The sequence below is a fragment of the Komagataeibacter europaeus LMG 18890 genome (assembly GCF_000285295.1).
In the GTDB taxonomy this organism is placed as follows: Bacteria; Pseudomonadota; Alphaproteobacteria; order Acetobacterales; family Acetobacteraceae; genus Komagataeibacter; species Komagataeibacter europaeus.
Window position 1 is genome coordinate 49,878 of the sequence record NZ_CADP01000009.1, and the last position, 21,872, is coordinate 71,749.

19 protein-coding genes are annotated in these 21,872 nt (G+C 64.9%); 16 read left to right on the plus strand and 3 right to left on the minus strand.

Going from position 1 to position 21,872, the window contains the following annotated elements:
* Positions 1–5: 5 nt before the first annotated feature.
* The 7 genes from GEU01_RS05495 (at position 6) to GEU01_RS05535 (ending at position 8,465) form a co-directional block, all read left to right on the plus strand.
* Positions 6–680, plus strand: coding sequence for a hypothetical protein (locus GEU01_RS05495; RefSeq protein ID WP_010507042.1), 675 nt, complete (start codon positions 6–8; stop codon positions 678–680).
* A gap of 101 nt (positions 681–781) precedes the next feature.
* Complete coding sequence (locus GEU01_RS05500) at positions 782–1,240, plus strand: cupin domain-containing protein (RefSeq protein ID WP_010507040.1); 459 nt, start codon at positions 782–784, stop codon at positions 1,238–1,240.
* Entirely contained in the window at positions 1,237–1,866 is a 630-nt protein-coding gene (locus GEU01_RS05505; protein ID WP_019085257.1) for an NUDIX hydrolase, read from the plus strand. The genes GEU01_RS05500 and GEU01_RS05505 overlap by 4 nt, the downstream gene beginning before the upstream one ends.
* A gap of 287 nt (positions 1,867–2,153) precedes the next feature.
* Complete coding sequence (gene htpG / locus GEU01_RS05515) at positions 2,154–4,040, plus strand: molecular chaperone HtpG (RefSeq protein WP_019085258.1); 1,887 nt, start codon at positions 2,154–2,156, stop codon at positions 4,038–4,040.
* 488 nt (positions 4,041–4,528) lie between these two features.
* The gene (gene mtnA / locus GEU01_RS05525; RefSeq protein WP_026018531.1) at positions 4,529–5,620 is read left to right on the plus strand and encodes an S-methyl-5-thioribose-1-phosphate isomerase; all 1,092 of its coding nucleotides are present in this window, start codon (positions 4,529–4,531) and stop codon (positions 5,618–5,620) included.
* A gap of 134 nt (positions 5,621–5,754) precedes the next feature.
* On the plus strand, positions 5,755–7,551 hold the full coding sequence (aspS, locus tag GEU01_RS05530; RefSeq protein WP_019085261.1) for an aspartate--tRNA ligase: 1,797 nt from the start codon (positions 5,755–5,757) through the stop codon (positions 7,549–7,551).
* A gap of 8 nt (positions 7,552–7,559) precedes the next feature.
* Entirely contained in the window at positions 7,560–8,465 is a 906-nt protein-coding gene (locus GEU01_RS05535; RefSeq protein WP_019085262.1) for an EipB family protein, read from the plus strand.
* Here GEU01_RS05535 and GEU01_RS05540 read toward each other — a convergent pair.
* Together GEU01_RS05540 and GEU01_RS05545 are read right to left on the minus strand one after the other, a co-directional pair.
* Complete coding sequence (locus GEU01_RS05540) at positions 8,440–9,225, minus strand: exodeoxyribonuclease III (RefSeq protein WP_019085263.1); 786 nt, start codon at positions 9,223–9,225, stop codon at positions 8,440–8,442. The genes GEU01_RS05535 and GEU01_RS05540 overlap by 26 nt on opposite strands.
* Positions 9,222–9,587 carry a HesB/IscA family protein gene (locus GEU01_RS05545; protein ID WP_019085264.1) on the minus strand — a complete coding sequence of 122 codons (366 nt, stop codon included), beginning with the start codon at positions 9,585–9,587 and terminating at the stop codon, positions 9,222–9,224. Before GEU01_RS05545 ends, GEU01_RS05540 begins: the two co-directional genes overlap by 4 nt.
* A gap of 127 nt (positions 9,588–9,714) precedes the next feature.
* On the opposite strand from GEU01_RS05545, the gene GEU01_RS05555 reads away from it, so the two are divergent.
* The 8 genes from GEU01_RS05555 (at position 9,715) to serS (ending at position 18,060) form a co-directional block, all read left to right on the plus strand.
* Positions 9,715–10,893 (plus strand): deoxyguanosinetriphosphate triphosphohydrolase, encoded by a 1,179-nt coding sequence (locus tag GEU01_RS05555; protein ID WP_019085266.1) that lies wholly within the window; start codon positions 9,715–9,717, stop codon positions 10,891–10,893.
* 107 nt (positions 10,894–11,000) lie between these two features.
* Positions 11,001–12,806, plus strand: a complete 1,806-nt coding sequence (gene argS, locus GEU01_RS05560) for an arginine--tRNA ligase (protein WP_019085267.1) — start codon at positions 11,001–11,003, stop codon at positions 12,804–12,806.
* On the plus strand, positions 12,803–13,768 hold the full coding sequence (locus tag GEU01_RS05565) for an SPOR domain-containing protein (RefSeq protein WP_019085268.1): 966 nt from the start codon (positions 12,803–12,805) through the stop codon (positions 13,766–13,768). Before argS ends, GEU01_RS05565 begins: the two co-directional genes overlap by 4 nt.
* Before the next feature lie 39 nt (positions 13,769–13,807).
* Positions 13,808–14,650: a segregation and condensation protein A gene (locus tag GEU01_RS05570; RefSeq protein WP_019085269.1), complete on the plus strand. Its 843-nt coding sequence runs from the start codon at positions 13,808–13,810 to the stop codon at positions 14,648–14,650.
* Complete coding sequence (gene scpB / locus GEU01_RS05575) at positions 14,650–15,309, plus strand: SMC-Scp complex subunit ScpB (RefSeq protein WP_019085270.1); 660 nt, start codon at positions 14,650–14,652, stop codon at positions 15,307–15,309. Before GEU01_RS05570 ends, scpB begins: the two co-directional genes overlap by 1 nt.
* Before the next feature lie 90 nt (positions 15,310–15,399).
* A complete protein-coding gene (tatB, locus tag GEU01_RS05580; RefSeq protein WP_019085271.1) occupies positions 15,400–15,972 on the plus strand; it encodes a Sec-independent protein translocase protein TatB in 573 nt (190 codons plus the stop codon).
* A gap of 7 nt (positions 15,973–15,979) precedes the next feature.
* A complete protein-coding gene (gene tatC / locus GEU01_RS05585; RefSeq protein WP_026018532.1) occupies positions 15,980–16,789 on the plus strand; it encodes a twin-arginine translocase subunit TatC in 810 nt (269 codons plus the stop codon).
* Entirely contained in the window at positions 16,789–18,060 is a 1,272-nt protein-coding gene (gene serS, locus GEU01_RS05590; protein ID WP_019085273.1) for a serine--tRNA ligase, read from the plus strand. Before tatC ends, serS begins: the two co-directional genes overlap by 1 nt.
* A gap of 56 nt (positions 18,061–18,116) precedes the next feature.
* On the opposite strand, the gene GEU01_RS05595 is transcribed toward serS, so the two are convergent.
* Complete coding sequence (locus GEU01_RS05595) at positions 18,117–20,564, minus strand: helicase-related protein (RefSeq protein ID WP_019085274.1); 2,448 nt, start codon at positions 20,562–20,564, stop codon at positions 18,117–18,119.
* A gap of 295 nt (positions 20,565–20,859) precedes the next feature.
* On the opposite strand from GEU01_RS05595, the gene GEU01_RS05600 reads away from it, so the two are divergent.
* Positions 20,860–21,738 (plus strand): ferredoxin--NADP reductase, encoded by an 879-nt coding sequence (locus GEU01_RS05600; RefSeq protein WP_019085275.1) that lies wholly within the window; start codon positions 20,860–20,862, stop codon positions 21,736–21,738.
* Positions 21,739–21,872: the final 134 nt, after the last annotated feature.

Consider the following 21,872-nt stretch of genomic DNA (forward strand, 5'->3'; position numbering starts at 1 on the left):
GCAGCATGGGCAGGGGCCGGTTTGTGGCGGCGATAATCGTGGGGGCTGGCCTGTTCAATGCCGGTTATGCCCGGGCGGATGGCCTGTCCTGGCCTGATACCCCGTCCGGGCGGGCGAACCTGCTGACAGTCGTGCAGGCACTGGAAAAGACGCTGCGGACCCACGCCAGCGCCACACTGGCGCTGGAAGACTGGTGCGCCACCCACCATATGGCCGCCCGCCCCGTGGTGGTGGCGCAGAAGGCGCCCCTGCCGCAGCCTGACCCGGTGCCCGCGCAGGTGCGGGCCGATCTGGGCATAGGCGCCACGCAGGCGGTGCGGCACCGGCGGGTCCGGCTGACCTGCGGCACGCATGTGCTTTCGGTTGCGGATAACTGGTATGTGCCTGATCTGCTGACGCCGGAAATGAACGCTACGCTGGAAAATACGGACACAGCCTTTGGCCATGTCGTGGCACCGCTGCATTTCACCCGTGAGCGGCTGCAGCTTGCCCCGTTATGGGCGCCATGGCCCGGCCCGTTGTTCGGGGCGGCCAGCGGGCGGGTCGTGGCGCCGGCCACGATCATGCGCCAGCGCGCGGTGCTGCGCGACGGGCAGGGCCGTCCGTTTAGCGAGGTGATGGAAATCTATACGGACCAGAACCTCGATTTCACGCCATCGCCGGATGGTGGCGGGCCGTAGGGCACCCGAAAACTTTTATTCCTTATCATGCCTGCCATTTGCGGTCTGGCGGCAGGGGCGTTACGCCGGGGCATGAGATCATGACCGGAGCCAGAACCACCATGACAGATTTGCGCGATCCCGGCACGCCTGCCGCAACCGTGCGGCGACTGCTGGACCTGCAACCTCATCCCGAAGGCGGCAGCTACCGCGAGATATGGCGTGACGCATCCGCTGATGGCCCGCGTGGCGCGGTCTCGACCATCACGTTCCTGCTGGCGGAAGGGGAACGTTCGCACTGGCACCGGGTTGATGCAGCGGAAATCTGGTGCTGGCAGGGCGGTAGCCCGCTGCTGCTTGAAATCGCGGCGGGGCAGGGCGCGCCTGTTGAGCGGATCGTGCTGGGGCCGCTGCCCGCGCAGGGGCAGGTGCTGCAGGCGGTGGTGCCACCGGGCGCATGGCAGGCGGCGGCCAGCCAGGGGGCATGGAGCCTCATGGGCTGTCAGGTCGCGCCCGCTTTTGTCTTCAGCCAGTTTGAACTGGCCCCGCCCGGCTGGTCACCCGAAGGAGAAAATGCATGACAACCCCGCAATGGCTGATCTGGGCCCGTGACCTGCAGGCGCTGGCGCAAAGTGGCCTGACCTATGCCGAAAGCCCGTTCGACCGTGAACGTTATGAAAGCATACGGCAGATCGCAGCCGACATGATGGCCGCAGGCAGTGATGCCGACATGACGCGCGTGCTGGATCTGTTCAGCCAGCAGGACGGTTATGCCACGCCAAAGGTGACAGTGCGGGCCGCCGTGTTTGATGACCGCCAGCGGATCATGCTGGTGCGTGAAGTACTGGACCATGACCGTTGGACCCTTCCCGGCGGCTGGGCGGATGTGAACCTCAGTCCGGTGGAAAACACGGTCAAGGAAGTGCGCGAGGAAAGCGGATATGATGTCCGTGTGACCAAGCTTGCCGCCGTATGGGACCGTGACCGGCAGGGCCATCCATCCGCGCCGTTTTCATGCCACACGCTGTATTTCATATGCGCGCTGACTGGTGGACAGGCACGGACCAGCGTCGAGACATCCGAAATCGGCTGGTTTGGCCCCGATGAAATTCCTACGGACCTGTCCATGGGCCGCGTCCTGCCCCACCAGATCGCGCGTATGTTCGACCATGTCCGCGATCCGGCCCTGCCGACGGATTTTGATTGAAAGCGGGTTTTGAAATAACGGATTGACAGGAAATGAGAAAAGTTTCCGGGTGCCACCTGTTTTCCAAAAGGCGGCGTTTCCCGAAGCTTTCTGAAAAAAGCTTCGCCAAGAACTTTTCCTGATTGCCCGATGTTTCCCGGCCTGATTTTTCAAATGACCTTTTACAGGCGGGATACAGAAACGCTCTCCATTTCCTCCTGCACGCAGGCCATTGAAAACGCCGCGAAGATTTCCATATTCATTACAAATTGAAACCTGACCATATTTTCATGAACAAAGGACCGGCAATGACGGAAAACACAACGACAACCCCGCCCGAAGCCACGGGTGAACAGCATGAATTCAGCGCCGAGGTCGGCCGCCTGCTCGATCTGGTGGTGCATGCGCTTTATTCCGAACGCGAGATCTTCCTGCGCGAACTCGTCGCCAATGCGGCGGACGCCACCGACAAGCGCCGTTTCGAGGCCCTGACCGATGGCGCCCGCGCCCTGCCTGATGATGCGAAGATCCGCATCAATCCCGACAAGGACGCCCGCCTGCTGACCATAAGCGACGATGGCGCGGGCATGAGCAAGGAAGACCTTGCCCGCAACCTTGGCACCATCGCGCGTTCGGGCACCCGTGCCTTTGGCGAGGAACTGGCCAATGCCAGGCCCGAGGACAAGCCAAGCCTGATCGGGCAGTTCGGCGTGGGCTTCTACGCCGCTTTCATGGTGGCGGACCGGGTGGACGTGATCTCGCGCCGCGCGGGCAGTGATGAAGTCTGGTGCTGGTCCTCCACCGGCAAGGGCAACTACACGATCAGTCCGGCGACGCGCGACAGGGCGGGCACCGACATCATCATGCACATCAAGGAAGATGCGAACGACTTCCTTGATTCGTGGCAGCTTGAAACCATCGTGCGCAAATGGGCCGACCATATTTCGTGGCCCATCACGATCGTGAAGGACGATGGCGAGGAAACGTCGGCCAACAAGGGCACGGCGCTGTGGCGCAAGCCGCGTGGCGAGATTGATGAAGAACAGCTGAACGAGTTCTATCGCCACGTCAGCCACAACTTCGACACGCCATGGGCCACGCTGCACTGGCATGCCGAAGGGATGCTGGAATTCTCGGCGCTGCTGTTCATTCCTGGCAGCAAGCCGTTCGAATTCGCCGAACCGGTGCGTGAAAGCCAGATCCGCCTGCATGTCCGCCGCATGTTCATTACCGATGACGCAGGGCTGCTGCCGCCGTGGCTGCGCTTCGTAACCGGCGTGGTGGATACCGAGGACCTGCCGCTGAACGTATCGCGTGAAATGCTGCAGGCGACACCGGTGCTGGCGCGCATCCGCAAGGCGGTGACCAACCGCGTGATCTCGGAACTCAAGACCCGCAGCAAGGACGAGGCGGATTTCGAGAAGTTCTGGGACAATTTCGGCCCGACCTTCAAGGAAGGCATCTGGGACGACGCCGAACACCGTACGGAACTGGCCACCATCGCGCGCTTCCGTTCCAGCACGCAGGACGGCTGGACCACGCTGGATGCCTATCTTGAGCGCAAGAAGCCCGAGCAGGAAGCCATTTACTACCTGACTGGCGACCGCACGGAAATGCTGCCGTCCTCCCCGCAGCTTGAAGGCTTCCGCGCCCGCGGCATCGAGGTGCTGCTGCTGTCCGACCCGGTGGATTCCTTCTGGCCCGAACGCCTGGGCGTGTACAAGGACACGCCGCTGCGCAATATCAGCCAGTTCCACACCGATCTGGAAAAGTTCGGCGCACCGGAGGAAACGCAGGCTGAAAAGGATGCGCTGGACGTCGTCATTCCCGCGTTGAAGGAAGCGCTGGGGGATGCGGTATCGGATGTGAAGGGCACCAACCGCCTGGTCAGCAGCGCCGTGGTGCTGGCGGCCCCCGAATCCGGACCGGACCTGCAGATGATCCGGCTTATGAAGCGCAGCGGCCAGCAGGTGCCCGACACCGCGCCCGTGCTGCAGGTCAATCCGGCGCATCCGCTGATCGCGGATCTTGCGACCCGGGTGAAGAATGGCGACCCGGTGCAGGACATCGCCCTGACGCTTATGGACATGGCCCGTATCCAGGATGGCGAAAGCCCGAAGGACCCGACCGGCTTTGCCCAGCGCCTGACCACGATCCTGACCCGTCTGCCGCTGTCGGACGGACCGCAGGGCTAAATATCCCGGCCCTGGGGCTGATCGGCACGATCCCGCCATGCGTTGCGCATGGCGGGATTTTTTGTTCCTCAAGGCTGTCAGTCATAAGGAAGTTTCTGGCGAAGCTTTTTTCAAAAAAGGCGGTATCCGGAAACTTTTATTGTTTTTTATCAGTCTGTCTGCCGCACACATGGGTCCATGTGCCCGTCATGGAACGGCAGTGTTTCTTTCGTGCATTCCCATGGCGTGATGATGCCCGTACCCTTTCCTTTGCAGGGCATCGGGACCACATGCATGACCGGGCATGCGCTCCGGTGTGGAATACCATGCGGACTGCCTGTATGATGGTTGCCATGCGGGGGCACGGCCATGTTGCCACGTGGTACAAAAGGCCCATATTGCCGGTTCATGAAGTATTCGGGGCCGAAGGGGCTTGAATGCCGGTGGGCCGGATGCTTCCCTGCGCGCCCTTTTGTGTGTTCTGGCTTTTGGATGGCGGCACGTATTATATGAAGATTGATAACGTCTCTTATCGCAGCGTATGGGTGGACACGGATGATGGCTGGTCGGTCCATATCTTTGACCAGACCCGCCTGCCGTGGTCGCTGGATATCCTGCGCCTGACCGAACGCGACCAGGTGGCGCATGCCATCCGCACCATGCAGGTGCGTGGCGCGCCGCTGATTGGTGCTGTCGCGGCGTATGGACTGGCGCTGGCCCTGCGGCATGACAGCAGCGATGAAGCCATGGAACGTGACGCGGCATTGCTTGCGGCCACCCGGCCCACGGCGGTCAACCTTGGCTGGGCGATCCGGCGCATGCTGACCCGCCTGCGCACCACGGCAGTCGCGGACCGTGTGGCGGCGGCGTATGACGAAGCCGGGCGCATCTGTGATGAAGACGTGATCCAGAACGAGGCCATCGGCCGGCAGGGCCTTGAACTGATCGAGGACATTGCCGCCCGCCGTCCCGGCCCGGTCAACATCATGACCCACTGCAACGCGGGCTGGATCGCGACCGTGGACTGGGGCACGGCGCTGGCGCCAATCTACATGGCGCATGACCGGGGCATTGACGTGCATGTATGGGTGGATGAAACCCGCCCGCGCAACCAGGGCGCATCGCTGACCGCATGGGAACTGGGCCGCCACGGGGTGAAGCACACGGTCATTGCCGATAACGCCGGGGGCCACCTGATGCAGCATGGCCAGGTGGACATGGTGATCGTGGGCACCGACCGCGTGACCCGCACGGGCGACGTGGCCAACAAGATCGGCACCTACCTCAAGGCGCTGGCGGCGCATGACAATGGCGTGCCCTTCTGGGTGGCGCTGCCGTCCACCACCATCGACTGGACCATCAACGATGGCGTGAAGGAAATCCCCATCGAGGAACGCAGCGGGCGCGAGGTCACCCACATCCAGGGCCGTGACGACGCCGGCGCCGTAACGGCCGTGCAGCTTGTGCCCGATGGCAGCCGGGCGGCCAATCCGGCGTTTGACGTGACGCCCGCGCGGCTTGTGACCGGGCTGATTACCGAACGTGGCCGCTGCCCCGCCACGGCGGACGGGTTATGCGACCTGTTCCCCGAATACGTGTAAGGTACGGCCCCGCAGGCCGGGGCTGCCACCTATGACCTTGACAGGCGTGGACGGTATTGGCTTTGTCGCGCCTGCAACCGGGTGTGGCCCCTTCAGGGCGCATCCCCCAAATCTGGTAGAATCAGGACAAGATCATGCATCCCTATCGTACCCATAGCTGTGCAGCCCTGCGGGCTGCAGACGCCGGGCAGACGGCCCGCCTTTCCGGATGGGTACATTCCAAGCGCGATCATGGCGGCCTGCTGTTCATTGACCTGCGCGACCATTTCGGCATGACGCAGATCGTGATCCCCGCAGGCTCCCCCGTGCTGGAAACGGCGGAACGCGTGCGCGTGGAAAGCGTGCTGACGGTCACGGGTGAAGTCGTGCTGCGTGATGGCGCGACAAAAAACCCGAACCTGCCCACCGGTGAGATCGAACTGCGCGCGCGTGAAATCGATGTCCAGTCCAGCGCCGACGTGCTGCCGCTGCAGGTTGCGGGCAACGAGCACTACCCCGAGGACCTGCGCCTGACCTACCGCTACATCGACCTGCGGCGCGAGAAGGTGCATCGCAACATCATGCTGCGCGCGCAGGTGATCGCCAGCCTGCGCAAGCGGATGACGGATCTTGGCTTCGTGGAATTCCAGACCCCGATCCTGACCGCGTCCTCGCCGGAGGGCGCGCGCGACTTCCTGGTGCCCGCGCGCATGCACCCCGGCAAGTTCTATGCCTTGCCGCAGGCCCCGCAGCAGTTCAAGCAGCTTGCGATGGTGGCGGGCTTCGACCGCTATTTCCAGATTGCGCCGTGCTTCCGTGACGAAGCCGCCCGTGCCGACCGTTCACCCGGTGAGTTCTACCAGCTTGATTTCGAAATGGCGTTCGCGACGCAGGAAGACGTGTTCGCGACCCTCGAGCCGGTGATGGAAGGCGTGTTCCGCGAATTCGGCGGTGGCCGCATCGTAAGCGAAGGACCGTTCGAGCGCATTCCCTACGCCACGGCCATGGAAGTCTATGGCAGCGACAAGCCAGACCTGCGCAACCCGCTGAAGCTGTCGGACGTGACCGAAGCCTTTGCCGGTTCCGGCTTTGGCCTGTTCGCGCGTATCGCAGCCGATGGCGGCCAGATCCGCGCCATCCCGGCCCCCGGCGCGGGTGACCGCCCGCGTGCATTCTTTGACAAGCTGAACAACTGGGCGCGCGAATCCGGTGCTGGCGGCCTTGGCTACATCATCTTCGCCGAAGAAGGCGGCAAGGGCCCGATCGCCAAGAACCTCGAGGCCGACCGCATCGAGGCCATTCGCGCCAGAACCGGCCTGAAGGCGGGGGATGCCGTGTTCTTCGTCGCGGGCAAGGGCGATGAGATGGTCAAGTTCTCCGGCGCCGTGCGTACGCGGGTTGCGAGCGAACTGGACCTGATCGAACAGAACGCCTTCCGCTTCTGCTGGATCACGGATTTCCCGATGTATGAACGCAACGAGGAAACGGGTGAGATCGATTTCTCCCACAACCCGTTCTCCATGCCGCAGGGCGGCATGGATGCGCTGCAGAACCAGGATCCGCTGACCATCAAGGCGTTCCAGTACGATATCGTGTGCAACGGCATCGAACTGTCCTCGGGCGCGATCCGTAACCACCAGCCTGACGTGATGATCCGCGCGTTCGAGATCGCGGGTTATCCGGCCAGCGAGGTCGAGGCCCGCTTTGGCGGCATGCTCAACGCCTTCCGCTATGGCGCGCCGCCGCATGGCGGCTCGGCCCCCGGCGTGGACCGTATCGTGATGCTACTGGCCGATGAGCCGAACATCCGCGAAGTCATCCTGTTCCCGCTCAACCAGCAGGGCGAGGATCTGATGATGGGCGCGCCCGCCCCGGTCGAGCCGCAGCGGCTGAAGGAACTCTCGCTCGCCCTTGACCTGCCGCGCCCCAAGCCTGGTCAGGCCAAGAACTGAGTGGCGTGATGCCGGCCGATGCACTTGCCTTCCTGATGCCCCGTGCCGTGCAGTACGGGGTGCCGGTGGGGCGGTGCGTGATGGTGGGCATGACGCTGGCGGCCCTGTGGCGCGCCACACCCGTGCAGGCGGCGCCGGTCATGGCGGCCCACCGCGCGGTCTATGACCTGACGCTGGTAGCGGTCAGCGGTGGCGATGTCGTCACGGCGGAGGGCAGGCTGACCTTCGTCCTGTCCGATATGTGTTCGGCATGGTCCACGCAGCAGCAGTTGCGCCTGCGCACCGTGGATCGCGAAGGGACGGAAACGGTCAGTGATTCGGATTATGCCGTGCTGGAGGAAAAGGACGGCTCATCCCTGGTATTCCGTGCCGACCAGACGGAAAACGGCCATCCCGCCCCCCGTATCGCGGGGGAGGCGCATATGCGCCCCACCGGGGGACAGGTGCATTACACCGATCCCGTGGCGCATGACGTGACGCTGCCCATGGGCACGCTGTTTCCCGTGGCCCATACGGCAGCCGTCATTCAGGCGGGACAGGACGGGCAGGGGCCGATTGCCCCATTCCTGTTCGATGGCACGGTGGATACCGGGGCGCTTGGCACATACGTGCTGTTTCTGGGGCATGACGCGCCGCCGGTCGCGACCACGTTCCCCGCCCTTGCCCCGCTTGCGGCGCAGCGGGTGCATGTTGCCTATTACAATACCACCACCCGCGACATGACCCCGGTGTTCGAGACGGGCATGCGTTATTTCAGCAATGGCGTGGCCGACCGGGTGGATATGGATTTCGGGCAGTTCCGCATGTCGGGCACGTTGCGTGAATTCCGGCTGCTGCCCGTGCCCGACCATTGCCCGCTGCCCGGTGGGGCGCGCGGGCATGGTGGCGTCAGCCCGGCGCATCCGCCAGCGTAACCGCCAGCGGCACATGGTCGGATGGCTGCGGCTTGCCCCGTTCGTCACGTGCGGGCAGGGCGGTCAGCAGCCGTTCGGCAACGCGGGGGGACAGCAGGGCATGGTCAATGCGCAGCCCGCTGTCACGCTGCCATGCCGCCGCCTGATAATCCCAGAATGTATAGAACCGCCCCACCGGGTGCAGCGCGCGCAACGCATCGGTCAGCCCCAGCCACAGCAGGCGGCGGAAGGCCGCGCGGCTTTGCGGGCGGACCAAGGCGTCATCGGGCGACAGCGCGCCGGGGGCGTAGTCCTCGTCGGTGGGGCAGACATTGTAATCACCCAGCAGGACGAAATCCTGACCGGCCAGCAGCATGCCGCGTGCATGCAGGGCCAGTGCCTCCATGAACGCCAGTTTGGAGTCGTAGCCCGCACTGCCGCCGGAATTACCGTTGGGCAGGTACAGGTTGCCGAACACCAGCCCACGGCAACGGATTTCGACGTAGCGTGCCTGTGCCGGATCGGTTTCCCAGCCGGGCAGGGCGGTATGCGTGACTTCGTGCGGGTGGCGGGTCAGGATGGCGACGCCGTTATAGCTTTTCTGGCCCACCATGATGCTGTCATAGCCTGCCGCCCTGAACACATCGACGGGAAAGACCTCGGTCTGGCACTTGATTTCCTGCAGCGCCAGCACGTCCGGCTGTTCGCGGGCCAGGTAGTCCAGCACATGGTCCTGGCGCTGGCGGATGGAATTGACGTTCCAGGTGGCGAATTTCATCATTCGACCGAAAAGCTCGTGCCACACCCGCATGATGACGCGGCATTGGGATTGCGCACGGTAAAGTGCGCGCCCATCAGGCTGTCATCAAAATGCAGTTCCGCCCCTGTCAGCAGGTCCATGCTGGCCGGATCGACCACGACACGGACGGTGCCCGCGGGGATCACGATATCATCGGGCTGGCTTTCGCCATCGAGTGCGAATTTGTACTGGAAGCCGTTGCACCCCCCTGCCTCGACCGATACCCGCAGCGCAGGCTCCCCCGCGGGGGAGGCTGGCTGTTCATCCAGTATTTCACGTAGGCGGCGAGCCGCCGCGTCCGATACGCGGAAGCTGTCAGTGGCGGGGGCAGGGGGCATGGACATCGGGTTTCACCATGATCAATGGCACGCAGGGCTATGGGACCATGTTGGCCACAGGCTGCGCGCGGGTTATGGATGGGCGGCGGCATCATCATGTGCCGTTCCATCCATGGCTGGATCCTGATCTTATATGAGCACTGCATCCTATGCTGTCCAGACCGCCACGGCCCGTGGCAGGCTCTACCCCGAAGCCGAGGCCCCGACCCGCAGCCCATGGCAGCGCGACCGGGACCGGGTGCTGCATTCGGCGGGGTTTCGCACGCTGCAGTACAAGACGCAGGTGTTCCTCAACCACGAAGGCGATTTTTTCCGCACCCGCCTGACCCATTCGCTGGAAGTCGCCCAGGTCGCCCGTTCCATCGCACGCAGGCTGGGGCTGGAGGAAGACTTGACCGAAGGCCTCGCCCTGGCCCATGACCTTGGCCACACCCCCTTTGGCCATGCGGGGGAGGAAGCGCTGTCGGCGGCCATGAAGCCGTGGGGCGGTTTCGACCACAATACACAGTCCCTGCGGCTGGTGACGCTGCTGGAGCGGCGGTATTTCGCCTTTGATGGCCTGAACCTGACATGGGAAATGCTCGAAGGGCTGGCCAAGCATAACGGGCCGGTGGACCATCCCACGCCCTATGTGGCCGATTACGCGGCCCGGCACGGGCTGGAACTGGGCAGTTATGCCGCGGCCGAAGCACAGGTTGCGGCCCTGTCGGATGATATCGCCTATCACGCCCATGATCTTGATGACGGCCTGCGCGCGGGATTGCTGCATATCGAGGAACTGGAAGCCCTGCCCGTCGTGCGTGAAGCCCTGGCCGATGCCCGTACGGCCCAGCGCCTCAGCGGGTGTCAGGCCAGCAATAACGATCCCCGCCTGCGCCATGAAACCATCCGGCGCGTCATCAACACGCTGGCCATGGACCTGATCGGGCAGACCCAGCGTAACCTTGAACGCCTTGCCCCGAAATGTTCCGATGACATCCGCCATGCCGCCCGCCCCGTTGTGGCGTACAGCCCGGATATTGCCGCCGCCAATCTGGAAATCCGCAAATTCCTGTATGCGCGGCTGTACCGTCACTGGCGCGTCAACCGCATGACGCGCAAGGCGCGGCTGACGGTCGAATCGATTTTCACCATCCTGTCGGAAAACCTTGCACTGCTGCCCGATGGCACGCGGGAGCCAGCCCTGGCCGCGCATGACGGGGGCGACAGGGCGGGCGCATGCCGCGTTGTGGCGGATTATATTGCCGGCATGACCGATCGCTGCGCGATGGAGGAATATCGACGGTTGACGGACCTGTCCTCGCCGGGGTGAAACACGCCCATCGCATTTATCCGATTGCCTGCCGTTCTGGTATCACGGCGGGCCATTCCTGCCGGGCCTGATGGTCCACTTACCGTTTTGTTGGGAAACCGTGCCGCATGTCAGACAGTCTGTTCGTCCGTTACCTTACGCATGTGCGCGCAGCACTGGGCCGGATCGTGCCCGACCTGCCGCCTGCGCTGCTGGACCGGGTGGAGGTCACGCCCACCCGTGATCCGGCCCATGGCGACCTTGCGACCAATGCGGCCCTGGTCGTATCCAAGGCCGCGCGGCGTCGCCCGGCGGAAATCGCGGGCGAGTTGGTGACGGCGCTGGCGGATGTGCCCGGCATCGCCCATGCGGAGGTGGCCGGCCCCGGTTTCGTCAACATGCGCCTGGCCCCCGCCGTGTGGCAGGGCGTGGCGCGCAGCGTGCTGGAGACGGGGGAGGATTACGGCACCAGCACCGCCGGGAACGGAGTGAAGGTGAACGTGGAATACGTATCCGCCAACCCCACCGGCCCGATGCATGTGGGCCATTGCCGTGGGGCGGTTGTGGGTGACGTGCTGGCCAACCTGCTGATCAAGGCGGGTTACGAGGTCACCAAGGAATATTACATCAACGACGCCGGCGCGCAGGTCATCGCCCTGGCCTGGGCGACTTACTGGCGCTACCTGCAGGCGCTGGGCACCACCGTGACCGAGGAAGAATTCGCCGCCGTCGTGCCCGGTGGCGCGATCCAGTATGGTGGCGACTATCTGGTCCCGGTAGGCGAGGCGCTGGCCCGCAGGTTTGCCGACAGCCTCGCCGCTCCCGGCCTGAAACCCGCCGATCCCGCCCTGTGGCTGGATACGGTGAAGCGTGAGGCGGTCGATACCATGATGGCCATGATCCGCGAGGATCTTGCGGCCCTTGGCGTGCATCATGATGTCTTCACCAGCGAGGCCGGGATACTGGCCGATGGCGAAACCGACCGCGCCATCGCGCAGCTGGAAAAGAAGGGCCTGATCTACGAAGGCGTGCTGGAGCCGCCCAAGGGCAAGCTGCCCGATGACTGGGAAGCCCGGCCGCAGACGCTGTTCCGCTCCACCGAATTCGGGGATGACGTGGACCGTCCGCTGCGCAAGTCCGATGGATCGAACACCTATTTCGCCAACGACATCGGCTATCATGCCGACAAGATCCGCCGGGGCGCGGATGTGCTGGTGGACGTATGGGGTGCTGACCATGGCGGCTATGTCACCCGCATGAAGGCGGCGGTCGCGGCGCTGGCGACGGACGGCCGGCCGGTGCTGGATGTGCTGCTATGCCAGATCGTGCGCATCGTGCGCGACGGGCAGCCGGTGCGCATGTCCAAGCGCGCGGGAACCTTCGTCACCCTGCGCGACCTGATTGATGAGGTCGGGCGCGACGCCGTGCGCTTCACCATGCTGACCCGCAAGGCCGATGCGCAGATGGAATTCGATCTGGATCAGGTCGTGGCGCAGAGCCGCGACAACCCCGTCTTCTACGTGCAATACGCCCATGCGCGCTGCTGTTCCGTGCTGCGGTCGGCGGCAGGCATGGTCAATGACGGCAGGATCACGGGTGGCATCACGCCCGCGGAACTGGCGGGCGTGGATCTGTCGGGCCTGACGGCGGATGCGGAACTGGCGCTGCTGCAGCGCATGGCGCAGTGGCCGCGCATGGTCGAATCGGCGGCGGCCGCGCATGAACCGCACCGCATTGCCTTTTACCTGAATGAACTGGCGTCGGATTTCCATGCGCTGTGGAACCGGGGGCGCGATGATGCGACCCTGCGCTTCCTGCAGGAAGATGATATTGCCGCCACCCGCATGAAGCTTGCCCTTGTCGAGGCAACGGCAACCGTGCTGCGATCGGGTATGAAAGTGCTCGGCGTACAGCCGGTCGAGGAGATGCGATGAGCCCTGACAACACATCCCCCCCCAATGTCCCCCCTGACAGCAGGGGCGACAACCCGCCCGCGCCCGATCCCTATTCCGCGCCCTCCGGCCCGGGGCGGGAGCGCATGGGGACCGATTCCAATCCCGATCTGGGCATGCGCAAACCCATGGAACCGGCGGATGACATCGGTCCGGCCGCCTCCTCGCAGGGGCGCCGGGGCGGCTTTGACTTCAGGGCCCTGCTGGCGCGCGTGGCGGGCAGCAACCTGCTGGGTGACGATCCGCTGACGCGCAAGCTGGTCTATGGCGCGGCGGGTCTTGGTGGCGTGCTGGTGGTGGCCATTGGGGGATGGTCGCTGTTCGGTCATCATCAGGCCGGGATTCCCGTTCTGGGGCCGCCGCCCGGCCCGGTGCGCGTCAAGCCCGCCGATCCGGGCGGGATGCAGATACTTGGCGCGGGCGACGGCATGCCCGCCGATGGCGGCGTGATGCGCCTGTCCCCGCCGCCCGAACAGCCACAGCCCGACGCCATGGCCCGCCAGTACGGACAGGTGGCCGGTGAAGGCGAACCGGCCCCGGCCCCGGCGCAGACGCCGCCAGCTGCCGCCCCCGCCCCGCCACCAGCCGCGGATACGCCCGCCAGCGCGCCGCCACCCGCCGCCCCGGCGCGGGCGGAAGCACCCGAACCGCAGGCCGCCCCGCTGCCACCCCCCGTGCCACGTGCATCCGGCACGGGTACAGGGGCGTATGGCGTGCAGCTTGCTGCGCTGGATTCGCAGGAAGCGGCGTTGAAAAGCTGGACCCGCCTCATTACGCGTTATCCCGATGTGTTCGGGCCATACCAGCCCACCGTGGTGAAGGCGGAACGGGGTGGCAAGACCTTCTATCGCCTGCGCGTCAAGGGACTGGCGAAGGCGCAGGCGGTCAGCCTGTGTGAAAAGGCCAAGGCGAAAAGCCAGGCGTGCGAGCTGGTCCATTCCTGATCCCGCCACGGCCCGCGACCCTGTGCTGCGGAGGGAACGGTGAGCGGGGATAATTCCCCGTCCGTTCCATCCGCGTCCACCAGCGCCCCGATCGTGCATCTGGACGGGTTTGACGGGCCGATGGACCTGCTGCTGGAACTGGCGCGGGCGCAGAAGGTGGATCTGTGGCGCATTTCCATCCTGCAACTGGTTGATCAGTACCTGGCCGTGGTGCGTGCGGCACGCGACGTGCGGCTGGAACAGGCGGCGGACTGGCTGGTGATGGCGGCGTGGCTGGCGTGGCTCAAGTCCCGCCTGCTGCTGCCGGAAGACGACGACGAAGCCACCGATGCGGAGGAAGCGGCCAGCCTGCTGCATGAACGGCTGCTGGAACTGGAGCGGATGGTCCAGCTTGGCCGCTGGCTGGCCGCGCGTCCGCAACTGGGTCTGGAAGTATTCGAGCGCGGGCAGGCGGAAAACCTTGTGGAAATCGATCGCTCGGGCCTTGCGGTCGATGTGCCGCAGCTTATGCGTGGATACATGGCGGCCATGCGCCGGCGCGCGCGCCGATCCGTCTACCAGCCGCGCGTGCTGCGGTTCTGGACGGTGCAGGACGCGCTGGCACGGCTGCGGCGCATGCTCGGCACGCATGACCTGAAGGCGGACTGGTGCGGGTTGGAGGGCTTCGTGCCCGACCTGCCGCCACAGGCCGGCATGACGGAAACAATGGTGCAGACCGGCCGCCGCGCCGCCGTGGCGGGTACGTTGCTGGCCAGTCTTGAAATGGCGCGCAGCGGGATGATCGAACTCCAGCAGGCGGAACAGTTTGGCCGTATCTGGCTGCGCGAACGCACAGGGCAGCCAGATGCTGCCGGGACAGAACCGGAAGGGGACATGGCCTGATGAACGAGACGCAACAGCCGGGACTGCCGCCGGAAGATGAGATTGCCGCCATGATCGACGTGCGGGAATTTTCGCTACGCCTGGTGGAAGCCCTGATCTTTGCCCGCGCCGATCCGCTCAGCACCCGCGCCATTGCCGAAATACTGGGCGCGCAGGGCGGCATACCGCATGACACGGCCGACCGGGACGCCTATGTCACCGCCACCCTGTCCGCGCTGGCGGCGCGGTATGCGGGGCGTGGGGTCGTGCTGGTGGAGGTGGCCGGGGGCTGGCAGTTCCGCACGGCGCCCGACCTGGCCCCGCGCCTGACCCGCGTCATGCCACGGCCACGCAGGCTTGCGCGTTCGACCATGGAAACGTTGGCGATCATTGCCTATCACCAGCCCTGCACCCGTGCCGAGATCGAGGAAATCCGTGGCGTCAGCCTGAGCCAGCAGGTGCTGGACACCCTGCTGGAGGCGGAACTGATCATGCCGCTGGGTCGTAAGGAAGTACCGGGGCGGTCCATATTGTGGGGCACGTCATCGGGTTTCCTGCGGCATTTCGGCCTGAAGGATCTGGGCGACCTGCCCCGGCGCGAGGAACTGCTGGTGGACGTGCCCGATACCGCCATGCCCCCCGATGCGCCGGACGAGGTTCCTGACCCGCCCGCGTCGTGATAGGTGTGCAGGATATGCACGGGCGAAACATGAAGCCGCGCGGTGGCGTGCGGGTGTGCCGTGCGTGCATGGTGGTGGAGGAAAGTGGTCATGTTCGATTTCGCGTGGTCTGAATTTGCCATGATCGGGGTGGTGGGCCTGCTGCTGATCGGGCCAAAGGACATGCCCATCGCCATCCGCACGGTGACCGGCCTGATCAAGAAGGCACGCGGTCTTGCCACCGAATTCCAGTCTCATGTGGACGAAATGGTGCGTGAGGCGGACCTGACGGAAGCGCGCGACCAGCTTGGCCAGCTCAAGCGGATGAACGTGCGCGACAAGCTGATGAAGGCGATTGACGGGGATGGCGCGCTGCGCCGCTCGCTCGATCCCGCCACGCTGATGGGGGATACCCCCGCCGCCCTTCCGGCAACACCCGTCGCAGGTGACGCGCTGCCTGAACAGCAGGTGCCTGCGCGCCATTATATGCCCCCCGTGTCCGCCGCCGCCCGGAAAGAAGTTGATGAAGCCCTGCTGGCCAGTGCGCCGGATTTCCTTCCGCCGCGTATCGCGCGCCGTATCGCGGCGGAACTGCCAGACCTGACGCCCCCGGCCTTCCTGCCGCCGGTCAGGGTCATTCACCGGGGGCAGCGTGTCTCCGTTACAGCCGATGGGCGGGAATAAGAACGCGATGGATGCAGGAGACGAAACCCTGAATCAGGATTCGATCAACGACCAGCCCATGCCGCTGCTGGAACATCTGGTGGAACTGCGGCGCAGGCTGCTGTGGTCCATCGTGACGTTCATGGTGTGCTTTGCCGTCTGTTACTATTATTCGGAACAGATCTATTTCTTCCTGGCCAAGCCACTGGGCGACATCATGCGCCAGAATGGGGAACAGCCGCACCTGATCTATACCGCGCTGTATGAAGCCTTCTTCACCTACATGAAGGTTGCGTTCTTCGGCGCGGCCTGCCTGTCGTTCCCCATGATGGCGGTGCAGGCGTGGATCTTCATAGCCCCCGGGCTGTACCGCAGCGAAAAACGCGCCTTTGCGCCGTTCCTGGTCGCAACGCCCGTCATGTTCGCCATCGGGGCGGCGCTGGCGTACTATTTCATATTCCCCGCCGCGTGGAAGTTCTTCCTGTCGTTCCAGACGGCGGACGGGCAGGACGGATTGCAGATCGAACTGCAGGCCAAGGTATCGGAATACCTGACGCTGGTCATGAAGCTGATCCTGGCGTTCGGCATGGCGTTTGAGCTGCCCGTGGTGCTGACACTCATGGCGCGGGTGGGGCTGGTCACGTCAAAGGGGCTGGCGAAGGTCCGGCGCTATGCCTATGTCGGCGCGTTCGTGGCCGCCGCCATCCTGACGCCGCCCGACGTGATTACCCAGACCGGTCTGGCCGTGCCGCTGATCGGGCTGTACGAAATTTCCATTATCTGCGCCCGCCTTGTCGAGCCGCGCACCCCGCCTGAAGACACCGAGGAGACCCCCTGATGCACGACCTGCGCGCCCTTCGCGCCGATCCCGACGGTTTTGATGCTGACCTGAAGCGGCGGGGCGAGCCTGCCGTGGCGCAGGCGCTGCTGCTGCTGGACCATGATCGCCGCGCCGCTGAAACCGCATTGCAGGAACTGCAGGCGCGCCGGAAGCAGATTTCCAGGGAAATCGGGGCAATGCGCAAATCCGGTGCGGATAGTTCGGCGCTGGAAGCCGAAGTGGCCAGCGCCAAAGGCCGGATGGAAGAACTGCAGACCCGTGCCGATGACCTGGATGGACAGATCCGTGGCACGCTGGAACGCCTGCCCAACCGCCTGGATGCCAGCGTGCCCGAGGGCGCGGATGAAAATGCGAACGTGGAGGTGCACCAGAACGGCACGCCACGTGAATTCGCCTTTGCCCCGCGTGAACACTTCGAACTGGGCGAAGCGCTGGGCATGATGGATTTCGAAACCGCGTCCCGCCTGTCGGGGGCGCGTTTCGTGGTGCTGCGTGGCCAGCTTGCGCGGCTGGAACGCGCATTGGGGCAGTTCATGCTGGACCTGCACACCGGCGAAAACGGCTACGAGGAAACCGCCGTGCCCGTGCTGGTCAATAACGAGGCGATGTACGGCACCGACAAGTTGCCCAAATTCGCCGACCAGTCCTTCCGCACCGAGGACGGCCGCTGGCTGATCCCCACGGCGGAAGTGCCGCTGACCGCCAGTGTCGCGGGCCAGATCCTGCCGGGCACCATGCTGCCGCGCCGCCTTGTCGCGCTGTCATCGTGTTTCCGTAGCGAGGCCGGGGCCGCAGGCCGCGACACGCGCGGCATGCTGCGCCAGCACCAGTTCCAGAAGGTGGAGATGGTGTCTATCACCACGCCGGAGGAAAGTGACGCCGAGCATGAACGCATGACCCGTTGCGCGGAAATGGTGCTGGAAAAGCTGGGCATTCCCTATCGACGCATGCTGCTATGCGCGGGGGATACCGGCTTTGGCGCGGCAAAGACCTTTGATCTTGAGGCCTGGCTGCCGGGGCAGAAGGCATGGCGCGAAATCTCGTCGTGTTCCACCACGCGTGACTTTCAGGCCCGCCGCATGAATGCCCGCTACCGCACGGCGGAGGGCAAGCCCGCCTTCGTCCATACCCTGAACGGTTCCGGCCTGGCCGTGGGCCGTACGCTGATCGCGGTCATGGAAAACTACCAGGAGGCGGATGGCAGCATTGCCGTCCCCGATGTGCTGCGTCCCTATATGGGCGGCATCGAGGTCATCCGCGCCGCCTGAAAACTTGAAATCAGTAAAGACGTTTTTGGCGAAGCTTCCGTTTTCCCGTCTTTCCCTTAACGCCGCTTGCGGTGCGGGCGTTTGTCCTTTGATGGGGCACCCCGTTTGCCGCGTCCCGGTGGACTGGCGCGGTTATCGGGGCTGAAGGGGGATATGCGCGGCGCGCGGGCGCGGATGCTCTGCTGGCGCAGCACGTCCTCGATCCAGTCATTCAGGCGCGCGGTCGTGGCCTCGGCTTCCTCGCGGTTGACGTAGGCTTCGGGGAAGCGCAGCGCCAGCCACCGCCAGGCCACCAGCCGCTTGTGGCGCTTTTCCGCGCGTTCCAGTTCCGTGCGCTCGGCCCGTTCGGGCGGTGGCAGGCGGCCGGTGCCCGGTGGCGGCACGGCATTGCCCGCCGCATGGTCCGCCGCCCAGTGGACAAGACGCTGGATGCCGTTGTCGCGGTCATCCACCGGGCACATGGCGTAAACCCAGCGCTGCGCCAGTGTCAGGTCCGCAACGCCTTCCAGCGCGGTTGCGATGGCGAAGGCCTGTTCCATGTTGGCCAGCCGGTAATTCGGGTCATCACGCCGCAGCACCGCGCGGCGGATGCGCACCAGCACGCCAAACAGGCTGTCCGACCCGATTTCGGCGGCCACCGCCTGAACAATGTCGGCATCGGGCTGCACCTGCGGGCGCATGTCCTCGATCGGCTGCGGGGGGGCTGCCAGCATGGCATGGATGAAGGACGGGCTGCCCACCCCTTCCAGCACGGCCACCACACCCTGTTCATGCTTGCCGTAGCGCCCGGCGCGACCGCCGATCTGCTTGACTTCCTGCGGGTTGAGGTCGCGCGTCTGGTTGCCGTCATATTTGCGCAGCGCGGCAAAGACGACGCGGCGTATGGTCAGGTTCAGCCCCATGCCGATGGCGTCGGTCGCGATCAGGATATCGGCGTCGCCATCATTGAAACGCTGGGCTTCCGCCCGGCGCACTTCGGGGCTGAGCGCGCCATACACCACCGCGACACGCTTGCCCTGCGCCAGCAGCAGCGCACGCAGGTCCAGCACCTCGCGCCGGGAAAAGGCGATCAGCGCATCATGTTTCTGCAGTTCATGCAGGCTGACCGAGCGTTCGGCGGCGACCAGCGGGCTTTTGCGCTCCAGCCGGATTTCATCCACCGGGTCACCGCACAGTTCGGCAATGCGCCTGACCATGGGGATGCAGTCCGGCGCGCCAAGGATGAACAGGTGCCGCGCGGGTGCCCCCATGATGGCCGCCGTCCACGCCGCCCCCCGGTCGGGGTCGGTCAGCATCTGGGCTTCGTCAATGATCGCGACATCGACCGGATTGTTCAGCGGGCACATTTCCACGGTCGCGGCCAGATGGCGGCTGCCGGGCACGTCGATGCGTTCCTCGCCCGTGGCCAATGATGTCGGCACGCCACGCGCGGTCAGCGACTCGCGGAACTCATGCGCCAGCAGTCGCAGCGGGGCCAGCGCCAGCCCGCTTTCGGCGCGGGCCAGTGCATCGAGCGCGGTATGGGACTTGCCGCTGTTGGTCGGCCCCGTCACCAGCGTGATGCGGCGGTTGAGCGCGCGCGCGGTGCGGAAATGGGTAGCGTAGCGGTCAAGGGCCGCGACCTGCGCAATGACGGCGTTGCCTACGCGGCGGTTGCCAAGGTCGGGGGCCAGCGGCGTGCGGGACGGGGTTTCCTGTCCTTCCCTGCGCCACTGGGGCAACTGCTGGCGCAGGGCCATGAGTTCGGTCGGGTCGAACTCCCATCGTTCCTGCCCATCCGCCTGTGGCACGCGCCGGGCGACGGGCAGGCGGTTTTCCGCGATCCAGCGCAGGGCCTCGCGGTGCGAACAGCGCAGCAGGCCGGGCACGTCGCTGAAGGGGACAAGGCTTTTTTCCCATTCGCGCAGGCGCAGCACTTCCTCGCGCCTGCGCGCACGTGCCGTATCCTCGATCTGGGTGTCGCGGTCCTTGCGGCTTGCGTCCTCGCGTTCCAGTTCGGCAGCGAAGGCGTCCGCATCCGGCAGGGCGAAGGCGTCGGCCACCGCCACGGCAAGGGTGCGCAGTTCCGCAGGCGCCAGCGTGCGCCCGGTGCCGTCAAACAGGTCCGCGCGGATGTTTTCCACCGCCACGCGCGGCGTATCGCCCTGCGCGCGCAGTTTCTGGCGCAGCACGGGGGCAAGGGCCGACAGCAGGCGCGCATCATCGGGTTCGGGGTCGTCCACGCTGACGGCAGCGGCTTCCGTATCCGCGCGCGTTACCCAGACCTGCCCCGCGCGACGGGTGAGGTCCATAAGGCGCGATCCCCACGGCTTGCGCCGGACGGTGCACAGGGCGGAGCGGAACGTGGCGTCATCTATCCGCGTCGCACCGGGCTGCAGGCTGCGGGCGATCACGCGTTCCAGCTTCGGGCGTTCGCGGGTTTCAACATGCAGTCCGGTGGCGGCGATCGCCGCATCCAGCGCCAGCAGGGCAGGGGCGGCCCGGTCGGGGAATTCAGAAGTCATACCTGACTATGTGCGTCATCCACGCGCTGACGACAATGGACTCAGTACTTGCATCCATGCCCGAAATCATTGAATAGAACCCCGCATCGTACGCGTGTGACGTGACATGCGCGCCCCGGAATGGGGATTATGTGGTGAATCTGCTTCCCGTGGCGCGTGATATGTTAGTTTTGTGCTGGAATTCCACGCTGTGGATGGCCTAAACATGCCCGCCTTAGTTATGTAGCTGTGGCCGGGCGCATGTTTCAGGGAATCCTGTGTCTGCGTCATATCCAGCCGGGAGAATGATAACCAGATGTCAGATACATTGATTGTGCCAACCGCTGAGACCATGCTCACCGGTCTTGCCCCGGTCGATGGGCAGGAAGGCGTGTTCCACCTGGCTGAACCGACCAAGGAATACAGCCACCTGAATGCGGAGACCGTCCTGTCGGTCCATCACTGGACCGACCGGCTGTTCAGCTTCACCACCACGCGTGACCCCGCGCTGCGCTTCGAGAACGGCCAGTTCACGATGATCGGCATCGAGGTCGAGGGCAAGCCCCTGCTGCGCGCCTACAGCATCGCCAGCGCGAATTACGAGGATCACCTCGAATTCCTGTCGATCGCGGTGCCCGACGGCCCGCTGACCTCGCGCCTGCGCCATGTCAAGGTGGGCGACAAGGTACTGATCGGCCGCAAGCCCGTCGGCACCCTGCTGCTGGACAACCTGCGGCCGGGCCGCAACCTGTATTTCCTGTCCACGGGCACGGGGCTTGCGCCCTTCATGAGCCTGATCAAGGACCCGGAATGCTACGAACGCTATGACCACGTGATCCTGAGCCACACGGTGCGGATCTCGGGTGAACTGGCCTATGCCAACCACATCCGCCACGAATTGCCCGAACATGAGTTCCTCGGCGAGGACGTGAAGGGCAAGCTGCTGTATTACCCGGCCGTGACGCGTGAAGCCTTTGCCGTGACCGACCGCATCACCAAGCTGATCGAGACGGGCAAGATCTTTACCGACCTGAACATTCCCGAACTGGACCCCGAGCATGACCGCGTCATGATCTGCGGTTCGCCGGAAATGCTGGCCGATACGGAAAAGCTGCTGCAGGACCGTGGCTTTGACGAGGGGAACAACTCCAACCCCGGCGCCTACGTGGTGGAAAAGGCGTTCGCTGAACGCTGATCGCGCACCAGCCCCGGCCACAGGAACCATGGCCGGGGCTTTTTTTTATTGCTCCCACCCCGCGTCCGGGCGGGAGATCGCCGGAATGACGCATGCTGCAGGCCGTCCTTCCGGCCGGAAGCAGGATGCACAAC

Bases quoted from the DNA above. Each gene is read 5' to 3' on its own strand.
- GEU01_RS05500 (WP_010507040.1), top strand. From the start codon at position 782: ATGACAGATTTGCGCGATCCCGGCACGCCTGCCGCAACCGTGCGGCGA.
- argS (WP_019085267.1), top strand. From the start codon at position 11,001: ATGTCAGACAGTCTGTTCGTCCGTTACCTTACGCATGTGCGCGCAGCA.
- aspS (WP_019085261.1), top strand. From the start codon at position 5,755: ATGCATCCCTATCGTACCCATAGCTGTGCAGCCCTGCGGGCTGCAGAC.
- tatC (WP_026018532.1), top strand. From the start codon at position 15,980: ATGGATGCAGGAGACGAAACCCTGAATCAGGATTCGATCAACGACCAG.
- GEU01_RS05535 (WP_019085262.1), top strand. From the start codon at position 7,560: ATGCCGGCCGATGCACTTGCCTTCCTGATGCCCCGTGCCGTGCAGTAC.
- GEU01_RS05540 (WP_019085263.1), bottom strand. From the start codon at position 9,225: ATGATGAAATTCGCCACCTGGAACGTCAATTCCATCCGCCAGCGCCAG.
- serS (WP_019085273.1), top strand. From the start codon at position 16,789: ATGCACGACCTGCGCGCCCTTCGCGCCGATCCCGACGGTTTTGATGCT.
- scpB (WP_019085270.1), top strand. From the start codon at position 14,650: ATGAACGAGACGCAACAGCCGGGACTGCCGCCGGAAGATGAGATTGCC.
- GEU01_RS05555 (WP_019085266.1), top strand. From the start codon at position 9,715: ATGAGCACTGCATCCTATGCTGTCCAGACCGCCACGGCCCGTGGCAGG.
- GEU01_RS05505 (WP_019085257.1), top strand. From the start codon at position 1,237: ATGACAACCCCGCAATGGCTGATCTGGGCCCGTGACCTGCAGGCGCTG.
- GEU01_RS05565 (WP_019085268.1), top strand. From the start codon at position 12,803: ATGAGCCCTGACAACACATCCCCCCCCAATGTCCCCCCTGACAGCAGG.
- mtnA (WP_026018531.1), top strand. From the start codon at position 4,529: ATGAAGATTGATAACGTCTCTTATCGCAGCGTATGGGTGGACACGGAT.
- GEU01_RS05600 (WP_019085275.1), top strand. From the start codon at position 20,860: ATGTCAGATACATTGATTGTGCCAACCGCTGAGACCATGCTCACCGGT.
- htpG (WP_019085258.1), top strand. From the start codon at position 2,154: ATGACGGAAAACACAACGACAACCCCGCCCGAAGCCACGGGTGAACAG.
- GEU01_RS05495 (WP_010507042.1), top strand. From the start codon at position 6: ATGGGCAGGGGCCGGTTTGTGGCGGCGATAATCGTGGGGGCTGGCCTG.
- GEU01_RS05595 (WP_019085274.1), bottom strand. From the start codon at position 20,564: ATGACTTCTGAATTCCCCGACCGGGCCGCCCCTGCCCTGCTGGCGCTG.
- tatB (WP_019085271.1), top strand. From the start codon at position 15,400: ATGTTCGATTTCGCGTGGTCTGAATTTGCCATGATCGGGGTGGTGGGC.
- GEU01_RS05545 (WP_019085264.1), bottom strand. From the start codon at position 9,587: ATGTCCATGCCCCCTGCCCCCGCCACTGACAGCTTCCGCGTATCGGAC.